At 39.1% G+C, this 16,355-nt stretch carries 16 protein-coding genes; 8 read left to right on the top strand and 8 right to left on the bottom strand.

What is annotated here, in order from left to right:
* The 4 genes from Q0X77_RS08040 to mgrA form a co-directional block, all read left to right on the top strand.
* Positions 1–155 (top strand): BBE domain-containing protein (locus Q0X77_RS08040; RefSeq protein WP_297795671.1); only part of this gene is annotated, 155 nt, incomplete at its 5' end.
* Between the two features lie 206 nt (positions 156–361).
* A complete protein-coding gene (locus Q0X77_RS08035; RefSeq protein ID WP_297795666.1) occupies positions 362–2,302 on the top strand; it encodes a PQQ-binding-like beta-propeller repeat protein in 1,941 nt (646 codons plus the stop codon).
* A 306-nt stretch (positions 2,303–2,608) separates the two neighbouring features.
* Positions 2,609–3,673, top strand: a complete 1,065-nt coding sequence (locus tag Q0X77_RS08030; RefSeq protein WP_297795663.1) for a uroporphyrinogen decarboxylase family protein — start codon at positions 2,609–2,611, stop codon at positions 3,671–3,673.
* 70 nt (positions 3,674–3,743) lie between these two features.
* Positions 3,744–4,736, top strand: coding sequence for an L-glyceraldehyde 3-phosphate reductase (gene mgrA / locus Q0X77_RS08025; RefSeq protein ID WP_297795660.1), 993 nt, complete (start codon positions 3,744–3,746; stop codon positions 4,734–4,736).
* 7 nt (positions 4,737–4,743) lie between these two features.
* Here mgrA and Q0X77_RS08020 read toward each other — a convergent pair whose 3' ends face one another.
* On the bottom strand, positions 4,744–5,253 hold the full coding sequence (locus Q0X77_RS08020) for a hypothetical protein (protein WP_297795657.1): 510 nt from the start codon (positions 5,251–5,253) through the stop codon (positions 4,744–4,746).
* 413 nt (positions 5,254–5,666) lie between these two features.
* Between Q0X77_RS08020 and Q0X77_RS08015 the strand changes: the two genes are divergently transcribed.
* The 3 genes from Q0X77_RS08015 to Q0X77_RS08005 are packed head-to-tail and all read left to right on the top strand — an operon-like array spanning position 5,667 to position 8,464.
* Positions 5,667–6,764: a Re/Si-specific NAD(P)(+) transhydrogenase subunit alpha gene (locus Q0X77_RS08015; protein WP_297795654.1), complete on the top strand. Its 1,098-nt coding sequence runs from the start codon at positions 5,667–5,669 to the stop codon at positions 6,762–6,764.
* A gap of 12 nt (positions 6,765–6,776) precedes the next feature.
* A complete protein-coding gene (locus tag Q0X77_RS08010; RefSeq protein ID WP_297795650.1) occupies positions 6,777–7,088 on the top strand; it encodes an NAD(P) transhydrogenase subunit alpha in 312 nt (103 codons plus the stop codon).
* The gene (locus tag Q0X77_RS08005; RefSeq protein WP_297795647.1) at positions 7,085–8,464 is read left to right on the top strand and encodes an NAD(P)(+) transhydrogenase (Re/Si-specific) subunit beta; all 1,380 of its coding nucleotides are present in this window, start codon (positions 7,085–7,087) and stop codon (positions 8,462–8,464) included. The genes Q0X77_RS08010 and Q0X77_RS08005 overlap by 4 nt, the downstream gene beginning before the upstream one ends.
* A gap of 57 nt (positions 8,465–8,521) precedes the next feature.
* Here the strand turns inward: Q0X77_RS08005 and Q0X77_RS08000 are convergent, their stop codons facing one another.
* From Q0X77_RS08000 to Q0X77_RS07970, 7 genes are read right to left on the bottom strand one after another with little or no spacing between them, the layout of a single operon-like run.
* Positions 8,522–9,643, bottom strand: coding sequence for an ABC transporter permease (locus Q0X77_RS08000; protein ID WP_297795644.1), 1,122 nt, complete (start codon positions 9,641–9,643; stop codon positions 8,522–8,524).
* Positions 9,643–10,749 carry an ABC transporter permease gene (locus Q0X77_RS07995; RefSeq protein ID WP_297795641.1) on the bottom strand — a complete coding sequence of 369 codons (1,107 nt, stop codon included), beginning with the start codon at positions 10,747–10,749 and terminating at the stop codon, positions 9,643–9,645. The genes Q0X77_RS08000 and Q0X77_RS07995 overlap by 1 nt, the downstream gene beginning before the upstream one ends.
* A 3-nt stretch (positions 10,750–10,752) precedes the next feature.
* On the bottom strand, positions 10,753–11,481 hold the full coding sequence (locus tag Q0X77_RS07990; RefSeq protein ID WP_297795638.1) for an ABC transporter ATP-binding protein: 729 nt from the start codon (positions 11,479–11,481) through the stop codon (positions 10,753–10,755).
* The gene (locus Q0X77_RS07985) at positions 11,481–12,383 is read right to left on the bottom strand and encodes an ABC transporter ATP-binding protein (protein ID WP_297795635.1); all 903 of its coding nucleotides are present in this window, start codon (positions 12,381–12,383) and stop codon (positions 11,481–11,483) included. Before Q0X77_RS07985 ends, Q0X77_RS07990 begins: the two co-directional genes overlap by 1 nt.
* Entirely contained in the window at positions 12,383–13,285 is a 903-nt protein-coding gene (locus Q0X77_RS07980; RefSeq protein ID WP_297795633.1) for an HlyD family efflux transporter periplasmic adaptor subunit, read from the bottom strand. Before Q0X77_RS07980 ends, Q0X77_RS07985 begins: the two co-directional genes overlap by 1 nt.
* A complete protein-coding gene (locus Q0X77_RS07975; protein ID WP_297795630.1) occupies positions 13,282–14,535 on the bottom strand; it encodes a TolC family protein in 1,254 nt (417 codons plus the stop codon). Before Q0X77_RS07975 ends, Q0X77_RS07980 begins: the two co-directional genes overlap by 4 nt.
* 3 nt (positions 14,536–14,538) lie before the next feature.
* Positions 14,539–15,150, bottom strand: a complete 612-nt coding sequence (locus Q0X77_RS07970; protein WP_297795627.1) for a TetR/AcrR family transcriptional regulator — start codon at positions 15,148–15,150, stop codon at positions 14,539–14,541.
* A gap of 144 nt (positions 15,151–15,294) precedes the next feature.
* Here Q0X77_RS07970 and Q0X77_RS07965 point away from each other — a divergent pair, with 144 nt between their 5' ends.
* Complete coding sequence (locus Q0X77_RS07965) at positions 15,295–16,335, top strand: MBL fold metallo-hydrolase (RefSeq protein ID WP_297795624.1); 1,041 nt, start codon at positions 15,295–15,297, stop codon at positions 16,333–16,335.
* Positions 16,336–16,355: the final 20 nt, after the last annotated feature.

The following is a 16,355-nucleotide window of genomic DNA, read 5'->3' as shown; positions in this document are numbered from 1 at the left end:
CAGGGGGAGCATATTCCAACTTTATGATGGATGAAGGCCAGGAAAGGGTTCAGGCCAGTTATAAGCATAATTACGATCGTTTGACGGAAATTAAAAAAGCCTACGACCCCAACAATTTATTTAGGGTAAATCAGAATATAAAGCCTAAAGCATAAAGATTAGGTTTAATAGTCTTTAGTTCCGGAACTACTTCGAAGAATAAAGGATTAAAGATAATCAAGGGAAGATAAAGTACGTGATACTTTGCTTCCCTTTTTTTTGTTTTAAAACTCAACCCTTTGGCTAACAATAAACTGAGTATCGTAACGTTTTTATTTCACGAATCAATTCAACCCAAATCATCAATTTTAATATCCACAAAATGCTTAAAAAAATAAGTGCATACTCATTTCTCTTCCTAAGTATTTCCATGTTTTCTCAATCTGAAGAAACATGGACCTCAACTTTTGACAATGAAGTAAATTGGCAGACAGTTAGTGCCCTTGGTAATTATATAGTGCAAACAGATTCGGGCTTGTTCGGGATTGATACGAACAGCGGAGATGTGATCTGGAATGATGAAACATTTGGGCGTTTGAGTGAAACTTCATTTTCTGAACTGGACAATTCACCCTTTGCCAAAATTGAGACAGAGAAGGGATTGTATATAATTAATTTGTTCAACGGAAAGCGGGTTTTTAACTCTTTTGAGCATGGTATTAAAAAGGTGAAGCAGCATTTTGTGCTTTACCAATCCAATGCCATAGTGGTAGCCGGGAAATCTATGTCGGGCGAGGACATGGCACTTTCAATTGACATTGCTACCGGCTCGGTACGCTGGAGTAAAGAAGGTAGTTTTGGTAAGTTAATAGACCTGGTTGAGCTAAATGAAGATGAATTGTTAGGCATCAGCTTGTTGAAAAATGTAAAGATAAATTCTAAAACAGGTGATGTTATCTGGAGTATAGATAATTCCGACGAGGCCCAGCAACTAAATAAAATGGGCGCTTTTGGCAATCTGCTTAAGGAGGTTGCAGAAGCAGCATCTGAATCGGTTGAAATTAAGCTCGATTTTATAATGCATCCATCCGGGGAGTATTTTATCATAGGATCAGAACAGCGAAATGAAAACCAATCCATGTCCTCCAATGGAAATACCATTGTAAGTTTTACTTCGTCATATAGGGCATATAATATTGCGAATGGAGAATTGCTTTGGAATGATCCTATAGAGGTTAAAGGTGAATTGGGTTTAACATACTGGTTAAATAATGACCTGTTGATCCTGCCAAGGGGAAAACAAAATTCCAGGGTAAATCTATACGCCATGGAAGACGGTGCCGGACTTTGGGGTAAGAAAGGAAAGGGTATAAGTATAAAAGGAGGAGTCTATGATTACACCCCAACCCAGGACGGCATGTTGGTCATCACCAGCAGAAATGACAAGCACTTTTTAAATTATCTCGATACTGAAAACGGGCTCTTCACATTTGATAAAACCATCAAAGTTAAAGGCCATGTTGGCTACACCATTAATACAGTTAATGGAATACTATATGCCACCGCCGAAGAAATGAATATTGTAAATACAAGTACAGGAGATCTTTTGTGGGACAAAGATCTGAAAACCCATTATAAATTAGTGGATCGAAACGGGAGCCAGTTATACGCCTTTGACTATAAAGCAGGAGCTGTAAAAACTATAAACCTTGAAAGTGGAGCAATAGAAATGGCAGCCACAGAATCCATAAAATTTAGTGAAAATGAATCTCCCAATACTTTAGAAATCAGAGAAAAAGGGATCCTCTTAAGTTCTGATCAAAATTTTGCGATGTATGATTATAATGGTGAACTCTTATTTCAAAAATATTATGCCTCACCCAGGGAAGAAGGATGGAAAAGGGCATTGCTGTTTGCCGGAACTATTTATGCAGGCTATGTTTCTGCAGTAAGTACAATGACTTCCGGTGTTTTACAACAGGCAGGAGCCCAACAAGGCATCAATACAGTTGAAAGACAAACATTAGCTAAACTTGGAACCGCCTACAATGATATGGGGAAATCGGCTGGCAGCGCAGCTGCAATGGCTTTTACTGCTGCCAACAAAAGATTTAAAGCCACCAAAGAGGCCAGAGATTATTGTATGGTCCTTACTAAAAGCAAAAATGGAATTGAGCTTTTAAAAATTAATAAAGATACCGGTGAAAGTGAAAGCAGTATCCCTCTGGGGAAGAACAGAAAACCAAATTATGCTATTGATCTGGTAGAAGGAGAAGTCTTTTTAAAGGATGACTCCAATAGGATAAAACGTTTTATTCTATAAGCCTATCACCAAATTTACAATTGAACCCTTTAATTTAAAATCACATTTCCTTGATTTTAACTGTATCCTAAGACCTGTTGGGTAGCGGGAATCCTTTGTAAAATTTGTACTCTATTTATAGTAATTTCTGCAATATGCGCTAATACTGGTTATTCATTATTCTGCTCTCAAAATAGTATTGAATTCTATTTTTTGAGTCAATCCTCTATTTTCCGGTCCTCAAAGAAGTCAAATGTACAAGGACTTCTTATCTTTAGTACATCTAAAAGACAATCATCATAATTCATTAGTTTAAAAGTCTGACCTATGGATATACACTCAACTAAAAGAAGGGAATTTCTAAAATCTATGGGATTAATCTCCGCAGGGACCTATGCTGCCGGCCTGGGTGCTTTCAGCCTTGGCTCCTGTGAATCAGTGCCAAACTTCGACAAGCGAGAAGCAGTGTTAAACCTCCTGACATCTACTGGAAAACAGGATTATATCCCCAGCGGGTTTTTTGTTCATTTTGGCGAAGGATATCAATGGGGTGATGCCGCAGTATCCCGACATCTTGAATATTTTAAGGCTATTGATATGGATTTTATAAAAATCCAGTATGAAGCATTGTTTCCGGCTATCGATAGTATAAAAAAACCGGAAGACTGGGTAAATATGCCATTTTATAAGAAAGACTATTACGAAAAGCAACTCTATGTAGTTAAAGAGCTGGTCAGGCAAGGTAAGAAGTTAGCACCGGTCATTGCCACTTTTTATTCCCCGTTTATGTGTGCCGGTCATAGTGTTACCGGCCAATTGGTTACCGAACATCTGAAACAAGATCCTGAAAGTGTAAAAAAAGGCTTGGAAATAATTACGGAAAGTGTAATGATCTTTTTAAAAGAATGTAAAAAAATTGGAGTCGACGGGTTTTTGGCACCTACCCAGGGTAATGAAGCCTTCAGGTTTCAGGATCCCAATATATTTCTGGATTATATAAAACCAACAGATATGGTGGTTCAGAATGAAATAAATGATGGCTGTATCTGCAACGTTTTACATATTTGTGATTATGAAGGCCCCTATGATGATGTGAGTCCGTTTGTGGATTATCCGGGTCACATTGTAAATTTGAGCGATGTTATAGCCGGGAAAAAAGTCCCCCTAAAAGAGCTGTATACCATGTTTGGTGAGCGACCAATAATGGGTGGATTGGAGAAAAGAGGACCCATCCTTACAGGAACGGACCAGGAGATTAGACAACGGGTTACTGCGGTTCTTAATGATGCCCCAGAACGTTTCATACTCGGAGCAGAATGCGCTCTATTGGGGGAAGTAGATTGGAAGAAGGTACGAACCGCCGTTGATACCGGGCATGGAATTTCCGAATAGGAGTCACAAGCTTTACGAAATACTAATTTTAAAATAGGCTGAAATTATCCAAAAAAATAGTTTATCCAACATGAAATACTCTGCAAATAAAGATCGGTACAGAAAAATGAAATACAACCGTTGTGGCAACAGCGGTTTATTACTTCCGGCAATATCCCTGGGCCTATGGCATAACTTCGGAGGGGTAGATATTTATGAAAACGGAAGGAATATGGTACTGAGGGCATTTGATCTCGGGATTACACATTTTGACCTTGCCAATAATTATGGCCCTCCTTATGGCTCTGCAGAAGAGACTTTTGGAAAAATTTTAAAGTCAGATCTACAATCATACAGAGATGAATTGATTATCACCTCCAAAGCAGGGTATGACATGTGGCCGGGTCCATATGGGGAATGGGGGTCGCGAAAATATTTGATAGCCAGCTGCGATCAAAGCCTCAAACGACTGGGACTGGACTATGTAGATATTTTTTACAGCCACAGGCCAGACCCAAATACGCCTCTGGAAGAAACCATGATGGCCCTGGACCAGATTGTACGGTCGGGTAAAGCTTTGTATGCGGGAATCTCCTCCTATGACCCCGAACAATCGCAGAAGGCAATAGATATTTTGAATGACCTGGGTACACCATGCCTGGTTCATCAACCTTCTTATAGTATGTTCAACAGATGGGTAGAGGATGGATTATTGGACGTGCTCGAAAAAAATGGGGTAGGCTCTGTGGTATTCAGTCCGTTATTCCAGGGGCTCTTAACCAATAAATATCTGGGGGGTATTCCTGAGGGTTCAAGGGCTTCAAAAGCAGATAGTTATTTACAAACATCTGACATCACCCCTGAAAAAATCGATAAGGTAAAAAAGCTGAATGAGATTGCAGAAGCCAGGGGCCAAAAAATGGCGCAATTGGCACTGTCCTGGGTTTTAAGGGATAAAAGAGTGACTTCAGTAATAATCGGCGCAAGCAAAGCAGCACAGATAGAAGATGCTGTTGGGATCCTTGATAAAATGGAGTTTACATCGGAAGAATTACATACTATAGAAGGCATACTAAAAGCCTAGATGCTGTCTAGTAATCTTTAAACTGGAATGTATGCAGGAAACCAAGGGTAACCGTGTTCCAGGTTCTGTTTTCTAACTGTATTCCTGTATAAGATAGATTTATTTCCGTCATGGGCCCTAACAGGAACCCGATAATGGGTCTGTAATATATTCCGCCTTCATTCCCCTTGTTAAGACCAAGCCCATAGCCACCATCTATACCAAAGGAAAACGAATTAGAAGGCCATATACGCACTGAAGCAGCCAAAGGAACAAATTGAACATCAGTTAGTCCTTCTGCCAGTTCATCTGATTGAAAGGATTCTTTAAACCCGTAAATAAGCCCGGTACTTACCCCAAGGTCCACTACTTCTCCCAGGGCCCAAAGATAGCCCAGGTCCAAACCGGCCATCAGGCTTATCTCATCATTGAAATCATTGATGGGTAAACCTGCGTGTAATCCAACCTTTAAGCCTTCTTGTGCATAGGAACCCATCCCAAACAATGCGAACACAACTACCAAAAATATATGCTTCATTTATATTGCTTTTAATTATACAACGCCAAAACTAGCAGCTTCTTTAAAGTAGAGCGCATTTTTGTTGCCAAACAAACCTATAGGGTTGTGAAAGTGAATTATTACTCTTCTAAGGCCATCTATTTGCCGTAAATGCATAAATTAATCAGCCGGGCAATACCGGCACTCTATATGGAACCAAATTATATTCGTGACACTTTTTATTTGATATGTGGAGAATTCAAAAAAATAGCATATTTTCAGGCAGTGTTAGAATTCGAAGATATTCTAATTGGAATATCCTATGATCTGATAATGACAAAGTGAAATTGTTTCAAGACTAAACCCGGAATAGATAGTTTAATTTTTAATAATCCCCTAAATTTACAGTCCATAACCAAAAGTTAGTATTCGCGAATAAAGCAAAATCAAATATGAGGATAGGCATATTGAAGGAAACCCAAAAAGGCGAAAAGCGGGTTTCAATTTCTCCAAAAATTGCAAGGCAATTGACTGAAAAGGGTTTCGAATTAATCGTTGAAAAGGACGCCGGGATCTTTTCTTCATATAAAAATTCAGCTTATAAAGAGGCTGGAGCAAGGATAGAAAAGCGGGATGTTGTCTTTAAAGACGCACAAATGCTTATAAAAATTAATCCCTTCAATGAAGAAGACTTAAAATTGGTTACCAAAGACCATGTTTTAATTAGTCACCTCTATCACAAAGCCAAGCCGGAATTAATAGAAAAAATAGCCGCTAAAGGAGCATCGGCTTTTTCCATGGATGCAGTACCCCGTATTTCCAGAGCACAAGACATGGATGTTTTGAGTTCTCAGAGTAATTTGGCAGGCTATAAATCTGTTATCCTTGGAGCCTACGAAATGAAAAAGATATTGCCTTTAATGATGACCGCGGCAGGTACAATTAAACCGGCACGGGTATTGATATTTGGTGTAGGTGTAGCAGGTTTGCAAGCCATTGCAACGGCTAAACGACTGGGAGCTATGGTAAAAGCTACAGACATAAGACCGGAAACCAAGGAGCAGGTAGAATCTCTGGGGGCTAAATTTATTATGGTTGAAGGAGCCAATGGGGAATCTGAAGCCGGCTACGCTAAAGAAGCTTCAGAAGATTATATTCGCAGACAAAAAGAAGCGGTTAATAAGTCGCTCTACAAAGCAGATCTGGTAATTACAACGGCCGGGATTCCCGGAAAGAAATCACCTATTTTGATCACTAAAGAACAAGTTCTGAATATGAAAAACGGAGCTGTGATTATAGATTTAGCTGCTGCGCAGGGAGGAAATTGTGAAATAAGCGAGCTAAATAAAAAAGTGACAGTAAATGGTGTAAAGGTAATTGGTACCAGCATTGCGCCGGAAAGTGTCTCAACCAATGCAAGTGAATTGTACGCAAAAAATATGTATAATTTTATTAAACACCTTACAAAAGACACTGAGTTGAAATGGGATACTGAAGAACAAATTACGGATGAAACTTTAATTGTGCACAACGGAGTCATCAGAAAATAAAAAGCAATTAATATGAATGGATTATTAGAATTTATCGGTACTAATATCGAAATGATTTACATCCTTATCCTCGCGGTATTTTTGGGGGTAGAGGTCATTAAACATATTCCGGCTGTATTACATACCCCACTGATGTCTGGCGCTAATGCCCTGAGTGGTGTTGTAGTTGTAGGTGCCATATTGGTTATGCTGAATTCTGATCCTGAAGATTATTTTTCCTTAACCCTTGGATTTATTGCCGTAGTATTAGGTATTTTAAATGTAGTTGGTGGTTTTGCAGTTACAGGGAGAATGCTTCAAATGTTTAAAAAGAAGGATAAATGAGTATCTCATTGAGTATAATATATCTGATAGCTACAGTATCATTTATAGTTGGATTAAAGAAATTAGGGAATCCTTCAACAGCAAAAAATGGAAACTTAATAGCAGCGGCAGGAATGGGACTTGCGATTGCAGGAACCATTTTTATCCATGATTTTAAGGTACCACCTCTAATTTATATACTTATAGGATTAGCCATTCTCATCGGTTCAATAATTGGTGGATTGATGGCTTTCAAAGTAAAAATGACAAAGATGCCCGAGTTGGTTTCTTTGTTTAATGGCTTTGGCGGTTCTAGTGCGGCCCTGATTGGATTAGTAGAAATTAGCCGGGATGCAGGCGATAAGTTGCAGGCTATGACAATTGTCTCAGGAATTATTATCGGGGCAATTACCTTTTCAGGCAGTATGATTGCCTGGGGAAAACTAAACGGTTCACTTAAAAGCGTCATAAATATTCCATATCACAATATTGTAAACAATTTGTTTTTTATCGGTGTTATCGCTTTTGGTGCTTATATGGTAACTTCGGGTGGAAACAACCCGGTCCTGGTAGTGGCGCTGTTGGCATCAGGCTTACTGTACGGAATCCTATTTGTACTGCCTATAGGAGGTGCAGATATGCCTGTAGTTATTTCATTACTTAATTCTTTGACAGGGATTGCTGCCGCTATTACAGGGGTTTTATATTCCAATATGGTGATGCTCATAGGCGGAATTTTGGTAGGTTCCGCGGGAATCATTCTTACCATAGCTATGTGTAAAGGTATGAACAGGACCCTGGGAGCGGTGATTTTTGGTGCTTTTGGTGGAACTGATGCTGCTTCGGATGAGGATAGAAAATTAGGATCCATTAAAAAAACGAATCCCAGTGATTCTGCAATTATGATGAATTATGCGTCTAATGTCATTATAGTTCCGGGTTATGGTCTGGCCGTTGCGCAGGCGCAACACGTTATTCATGAATTGGAAGAGATCCTTACGGAGAAAGGGGTAGATGTGAAATACGCTATTCATCCTGTCGCCGGACGTATGCCTGGCCATATGAACGTATTGTTGGCAGAAAGCAATGTGGACTATTCCTTATTAGTGGAAATGGAAGACATCAATTCTCAATTCAAAAATACGGATGTTGTCCTGGTGGTGGGGGCAAATGATGTTGTAAACCCGGCAGCTCATAACGATCCTTCAAGCCCCATTTATGGAATGCCAATCCTGGATGTTGAAAATGCAAAACATATTATCGTTAACAAACGTACCATGAATGCCGGATATGCGGGTATTGAAAATGAACTATTCTACAACGATAAAACGGTTATGCTTTTTGGGGATGCTAAAGATGCCTTGACCAAGTTAGTTAGTGAACTTAAGAATATGTAATGCGTTTGTTGGTCTTCAACTATAGAAAGGGCGGTTTATTTAATTCAATGAACATAGTTAATTGGTTTTTTTATAGCTCCAAACCGCAAGACCGTTCATTACAAAAGCGTAAAGCAGTGTTTTTAAGAATTGAGGCAAAATATCCATAAAGGATGAACCTTTAAGCATCACCATCCGCATAACTTCAACAAAATATTTGATCGGATTAAACTCGGTAATCAATTGTGCCCAATGCGGCATACTCTCTATGGGCGTAAATAGGCCACTCATTAAAATAAAAATAACCATAAAAAACCAGGCAATAAACATGGCTTGTTGCTGTGTATCTGTATAATTGGAAATAAACAATCCTATCCCCAAAACAACAAAAATATAAACTGAAGTATAGGCATACATCAGGGCTAAACTTCCCACTATGGGAATATCGAAAATAAGCCTGGCAATGATGAGGCCAATAGTTAACAATCCCATCCCAATTACCCAAAAAGGGAACAGTTTACCAATAATAAACTGTTTCTTTCTTATTGGGGTCACATTTATCTGCTCTAACGTACCTATTTCCTTTTCACGGACAATGTTCATCCCCGAAAGGAACAGGGTAATCATGGTCACCAGCAAGACTAATATGCCGGGCACCATAAATGTCTTGTAATTCAATGTTTCATTATACCAAAAGGAAGGAATACTTGCAATATTGAGTTGTTGGGGCAGCTGATCGGAAGCCTGCATCAGATCTACCCTTATATTTTTATTGAAATTTCGAATAATCTGATTTACGTATACACTTTCTACCCCCGCCGTTGCCCCATCTATGGCATTAATGGTGAGACCTAAATGGTTCCCTTTCTTCTTTCGTAAATCGCGTTCAAAATAGGACGGTATATTCAGAACAACATCCACATCTCCATTTAACATCGCAGAATTTGCTTCTTTCCCGGAAGTATAAACGTTTAGGACATTAAAATAAGTTGATGCTTTAAATTTTTCGAGTAAAGCCCTGGATGTTGGCGTACGATCGTTATCAAGATAAGCAAATTTGATATTCTTAATTTCAAATGTCGCTGCATTGGCAAGGATCAACAGCTGTACTATGGGCATAACAAAAATTATAGGCAGCATACCCTTATTTCTAAAGATCTGTTTAAACTCTTTTTGTATGATGTATCCAATTGTTTTCACTATTCTAATCGGATTTTATATTTCTTAACACTAAGTCCAATAAAAAACACAGTCATGCCCAACAGGATCAGCGTTTCCTTCCAAATAAACTGCAGTCCGACACCCTTGAGCATGATTCCCTTAATGATGATGATAAACCATTTGGCAGGCACTATATTACTGATTAGTTGAAGGATATAGGGCATGCTGGCAACCGGAAATATAAAGCCTGATAACAAGATCACAGGAAGCATTAGCCCCATTAAAGAAATCATCATGGCAGTTTGTTGGGTACCCGCTATGGTAGAGATTAAAATTCCAAGTGCCAAAGCAGTGATTATAAACAGTACACTTTCCAGGCCCAATAGAAAAAGACTTCCTTCTACCGGCATTTTGAAAACAAAAATGCTTAGTACAACAATAATAATGGCATTTATCACAGACAGGAAGATATAGGGAACTACCTTTCCAACAATTACCTGAAAGGGTTTTAGAGGCGAAACCAATAGAATTTCCATGGTGCCTAACTCCTTTTCCCTGGTAATTGATATAGAGGTCATCATGGCAGAGACCAGCATTAAAATAATGGTCATAACCCCTGGAACAAACATAAAAACACTTTTCAACTCCGGGTTGTAAACCATCCGTGTTCGTGGTGTAATTTGATAGGGCATGTTGCTGCCTTTATTTTTACCCTGTTGATAATTTTGAAGAATTGCCGTCACATAATTGTAAATCGTATTGGCTGTATTGGGGTCCGTAGCGTCAGTAATAATGAGTACTTCGGCTTTACTTTCTGCAATTAATTTTTTACTGAAATCTTTCTCAATGTTTAAAACTGCCTTAACTTTTCCCTGCTTAAAAGCGGTTTCTATATCGGCTTCTCTTTCTATAAACTGATCAATCGTAAAATAAGAGGAAGCCGAGATCTTATTTATTATTTCCTTTGTAGTCGCATCTTTTGAATGATCCAATACCGCAATATCTACATTATTAATTTCATTGGTAATGGCAAAACCAAACAACAATATCTGGGCAATAGGCATTCCAAAGAGAATAAACAGGGAACGTTTGTCCCTGAAAATGTGGTAAAACTCTTTTATGACGAAGCCTCGGAATCGTTTCATAACTTATCCTCTTGCCAGTTTTAAAAACACATCATTCATCGTATCCGCTTGGTGCAATTCTTTTAACTTTTTAGGTGAGTCCAGGGCTTCAATTTTTCCGTTTACCATAATGGAAACCCTGTCGCAGTACTCAGCTTCGTCCATATAATGGGTCGTCACAAAAATGGTGGTTCCTTTATCTGCGGATTTATAGATCATTTCCCAAAATTGCCTTCGTGTAATAGGATCAACTCCGCCGGTGGGTTCATCCAGGAACACAATTTTAGGATCGTGCAATAGCGATACAGAAAATGATATTTTTTGTTTCCATCCCAGGGGCAAGGAGCCCACTAATTTATCTTTATGGTCCTGTAACCCCAGTTCTTCAATAAGCTCATTGGTCTTTTCTTTAATTTGTGATCTTGTAAGACCATAAATCCCTCCAAAGAAGGTAATATTCTCTTTTACGGTTAAATCGTCATACAATGCAAATTTCTGACTCATATAACCTATGTTTTTCTTTATTTCTTCGGCTTCCGAAGCAACATCATAGCCTGCGACTTTTGCCTCGCCTGCTGTTGGTTTGGAAATTCCAATCAACATTTTCATAGCGGTTGTTTTGCCCGCACCATTCGCGCCTAGAAAACCAAATATCTCGCCTTTTTTTACATCAAAAGTTATGGCGCTAACTGCGGTAAAATCACCAAACATCTTGGTTAAACCGTTAACTTCGATAACTTTTTTGTCTTCCATTACTTAGCTAATTCCATAAAAGCATCTTCTATGGTAGGTTCTGTGATATCTATGCTAACATTAGCCAATGAATGTCCCGACAGATATCGCTTCAATTCGTCGGTGTTAACATGGGTTCTTTTATCCGTATAATGCACATATTCCCCAAAAGGATAAACGCTATGGCTGTATTCATAAGCTTTTAACCGTTGAATTAATTCATACATATTATCCGCGCTTACATTGTAAATTGATTTTGGGTATTTTTTTATAATGGCTTCCGGCGTATCTATTTGCAATAAGCTCCCATCCTGAATCAAAGCAATCCGGTCACACAAGGCGGCTTCATCCATATATGGGGTAGACACCAAAATGGTAATTCCCTTTTGTTGTAAGCGTTTAATCATTTCCCAGAATTCCTTTCTCGATACCGGATCCACTCCCGTGGTGGGTTCATCTAAAAAAAGCACGGTTGGTTTATGTATGAGTGCGCAACACAAGGCCAGTTTTTGTTTCATCCCCCCGGAAAGTTTACCTGCCCTTCGGTTCTTAAAGGGCTCAATCTGCACATAAATATCTGCTATGAGGTCGTAGTTCTCTGCTATGCTTGTCCCAAAAATAGTAGCAAAAAATTTCAGGTTCTCTTCAACCGTTAGATCCTGATATAGGGAGAACCTACCCGGCATATAGCCCACACTTTCCCTAATGGTCTTATAATCCTCTACGAGGTCCAGACCGGCAACACTGGCTTTGCCTTCATCAGCAAATAAAAGGGTGACCAATATCCGGAACAAAGTTGTTTTACCGGCACCATCGGGACCAATTAAACCAAAGAGCTCACCTTCTTTTACATCAAAGGAGATGTTGTTCAAAGCTTTGAGGCTATTGTAGGATTTTGATATGGAATCAACAACTATACTCATCAGTTGTTCTCAGGGTTAAGCCATAATTCCGCGGGCATTCCTATTTTTAAGCTGCCATCATTTGGCACATCTACCTTTACCGCATAAACAAGGGATACCCGTTCTTCTTTTGTCTGGATTATTTTAGGAGTGAATTCAGCCTCTGAAGCAATCCAGCTAATGGTACCGGTATAAGATTTCATTGCTTCAGCATCATCAATTTTTACGGTAACTTCCTGGCCAATCTTTAGTGCCGCCAATTGGGGTTCACTAATATATACCCGCAATTTCATGATGCTCAAATCGGCTATTTTGTAGAGTGGTTTTCCAAAAGCCACTATCTCATTGGGCTCTGCGTACTTTGTTAAGACCGTTCCATCAACAGGGTTAGTGATTTTGCTTTTTTCAATCTGATCATCAACTTGCTTTAACTGAACATCAATACTTTTCAATTCGTTCACCACCGGGGCATTCTGGATTTCAATACTTCGTATTTGTTGATTAATCACATTTATTTCACCATTGATATCATCCAGTTGTTTTTGGGTTCCGGCTTTGTCCGCAATTAGGTTTTCAACCCTTACTTTGTTTGTTTGAGCTGTTTTTAGTTGTGCATCTAAGACGGATATTTGTGATAATACCCCTTTTGATTTGGAAGCAACTACCGCTCTTGATACTACCAATTGTTCATGCTTTAAGGCTAACGGGATTGTATCTATATAGCCCAGAAAGTCTCCCTTTTTGAGTTGATCTCCTTCTTTAACATTAAACTGCATCAGTTTTCCGTTGTTTTCAGCCGATATGGTAATTTCAGTGGCTTCAAAATTTCCATAGCCATCGGCCTTGCCGTTGTCATTGCTGCACGATAACACACTTAATGAAAGTGTGACCAGGCCCATTAGATAGATTTTTCTGTTTTTCATTTTTGTCCCTGAATTATATTGTAGTTTGCCTTGGCAAGTTCTAGTTGTATCTTATGTGTAATTAAGGTATTCTCATCGGTATATAAATTGGTAAGTTCCGTGATATAAGCTGAAGACGTAATCACCCCGTTTCGCAATTGTGAATCGGCCGCATTGAGCACCTCTTTGCGCAGTTTTATAATTTCTTGGTCTGAAGCTATAAAGCTTGAGATCTTATCTATCTCTGATTGTTGTTGCTGTAGTTCAATGCTGGTATTGAGGTCAAAAATAGTTGCTTCCGTATCAATCAAATCTTTGTTGATAGCTAAGGATTCCCTCTTTTTCTTATTGGCGTTCCAGTCAAATACATTCCAATTCAATTTTAAACCGGCAATGTAAAAGGCCTGAAACGAATTATCAAGCGGGTTTAATCCGGGATTACCATAACCACCATCTGCAAAACCATAAATTTTAGGAAGGTTTTGCCTGGATAATAAGTTTTCCGAAGTTTCCAGCTGTTCTTTTTTAAGTTGAAATAATTCCAGTTCAGGACGATAAATTTCCATGCTGCTGCTGGTAGCTATTTCCGGGTTCTGTAATAGGGTAGTGCTGCTTATTTCTTTACCGATTAACGATGCTAAAGTTTTAAGTAAACTTATCCGGTTCAGATCTAGCTCTGTAAAACCCTGATTAATTTTGAGTAATTCAGCCTCAAGTACTTTATCCGAGGCAGGCAGTACCGTGCCATTCCTGATACCGGACTGTACCTCTTTTAACTTGGCTTCAAGTTGATCCTGTTTTGCTTCTAAAAGTCTGCGGTTTTCCTGCAGCAGTAAAATGGAAAAATACAACTGGTTAAGCTGTTTTTTTAATTGATACAGGTTAACCTCTACCTGCTTTTGCTTCGTCCTTAAGTTCGCGGCTTCAACTTCAATGGAAGAATTGATTAATCCGCCTCCATAAATCAGCTGGTTTACGGTAAGGGTAGCCCGGTATTGGTCCTTATTTGGAGGTACGATCCCTGTATTGGGCAAAGGAATTTCAATTACTTCTGACTGGTAGGTGGCCTGGGCAGCTAAATTGAATTGTGGAAGTTTTTCTTTTTCAATAGCCTCGATGTCTATTGCATTTTGCCTTTCCAATAGTTCGGTTTGTTGCACCAGCGGATAGTTGGTATCCACCAATTCATAACAATCATTTAGTGTGAGAGGTTCCTGTGCAAAAGCACCCAATGATATAAGTAGTATCAGATAGTTACATAATTGCCTCATTAGCTATGCTTTTATGGAATTAATAATAAAATCAGCGACTTCTGTTTTCCGATCCTCCACCAGTTGCTTAAACGCTTTGTCATCTATATTTACAAAAGCCTTTATTAATGGGGAAGCAACAAATGGAAATATATTTAAAGCCATAATGTTAATAAAGAGCTGTTCTCCTTTAACAGGCTTTAGGGTTCCCTGTTGGATTTCAAGGGCAATCTGCTTCTTAAATTTTTCAATATTTGGAAATCCCTTCTTGTCTTTCATTTTTAAAACAAAATTGGGGTTCCTGTTTAGTTCCTGAATGATAAAAGTAGGCAGATAGGGGTGCCTGCTTATAAATGAAATATAATTTTTAGTGAAGTTCCTGATCTTTACTTCTACAGAGGAATCATCATTTAATATAGCATTTAACTGAGGGGCCAGAAGGGCGAAAGCCGTATTAAAAACGGCCTCAAAAAGTTGTTGCTTACTACGGTAGTAATAGTGCAGCATAGCCTTGTTAATATTAGCTTCATCTGCAATTTCCTGCATTCTGGCACCGTCCATTCCTTTGTTTTGAAACACCCGTTTGGCAGCTTCCAATATGATGTGCTCCGTTTTGGAATCTTTGGTTTTAGACATAATCAACTATTTAGTTTAACCAATTGGTTAATAAATATATGAAAAATATCCTTTCTGTAGGGAAATACATTAAAAATTGTTTTTATAATTTCATATGCCGTAACTCCGGCCAAAACCTTTTACTATTTCCTAATAGAATTGAGCATGCGAAAACAATTTGGTGCAAGAACCTCCGAGGCAGACATACAGAAATACCAAACATCCAAACATTGGTCCGGATCCAAATTTGAGAATCTGGAGGAAACATCAATGGACATTAATTTTCAAACCTTACCCAAGCTTCTTTATAAACAATTCTGTGAAAAAAAGGGAAGGGAACCTAAAGCCAAATTGGATATAAAACCTTTTAATAAAAATGCCTTTTTAAACAGTCCGCTCCAATCTAAATTTATTTGGTACGGCCATTCGAGTATCCTAATGAGGCATCATGGGCGTACCATCCTAATAGATCCGATGTTTGGACCCAATGCAGCTCCTATTGCTCCTTTTCCGGTGAAACGCTTTAGCGATAACACCCTGGATCTCATTGAACATTTCCCTGAAATTGATCTGCTCCTAATGTCCCACGACCATTATGATCACTTGGATCTAGCCAGTATTCAAAAACTAAAACCCAAGGTGAAACACTACTTTGTAGCACTTGGGGTAGCTCGGCATTTGGTCAAATGGGGCATTCCCAAGAAAAACATTACAGAATTTGACTGGTGGACCAATCAGCAATTTGAGGACATCACAATTACCTTTACGCCAACCAGGCATTTTTCCGGCAGGGGGCTTACGGACCGCGCTAAGTCGCTCTGGGGCGGCTGGGCCTTTAAAACGGCCAAAGAGAACATCTGGTTCAGCGGGGATAGTGGTTATGGCTCCCACTTCAAGGATATAGGGAAAGAACTGGGACCTTTTGATTTCGGATTTATGGAGTGCGGACAGTACAATGAAAATTGGCAACAGATACATATGTATCCAGAAGAAAGTGTACAGGCCGCTCTGGATGCCGGGGTTTCTAAAATTATGCCGGTGCATTGGGGCGGATTTGCTTTGGCACAACATTCCTGGAAAGATCCTGTTGACCGGTTTGTAAAGGAAGCGGAACGCCTTAATATTTCGGTGAGCCACCCTGCCCTGGGGGGGATGCATTCCTTTACCAATGAACTTGTTCACAGATGGTGGGATGACATCCAATAAAACATAACAATTTATTTGGT

The sequence above is a fragment of the uncultured Eudoraea sp. genome (genome assembly GCF_947258925.1).
In the GTDB taxonomy this organism is placed as follows: Bacteria; Bacteroidota; Bacteroidia; order Flavobacteriales; family Flavobacteriaceae; genus Eudoraea.
The sequence above is the reverse complement of the archived record's forward strand: the minus strand, read 5'-3'. Positions and strand labels throughout refer to the sequence as shown.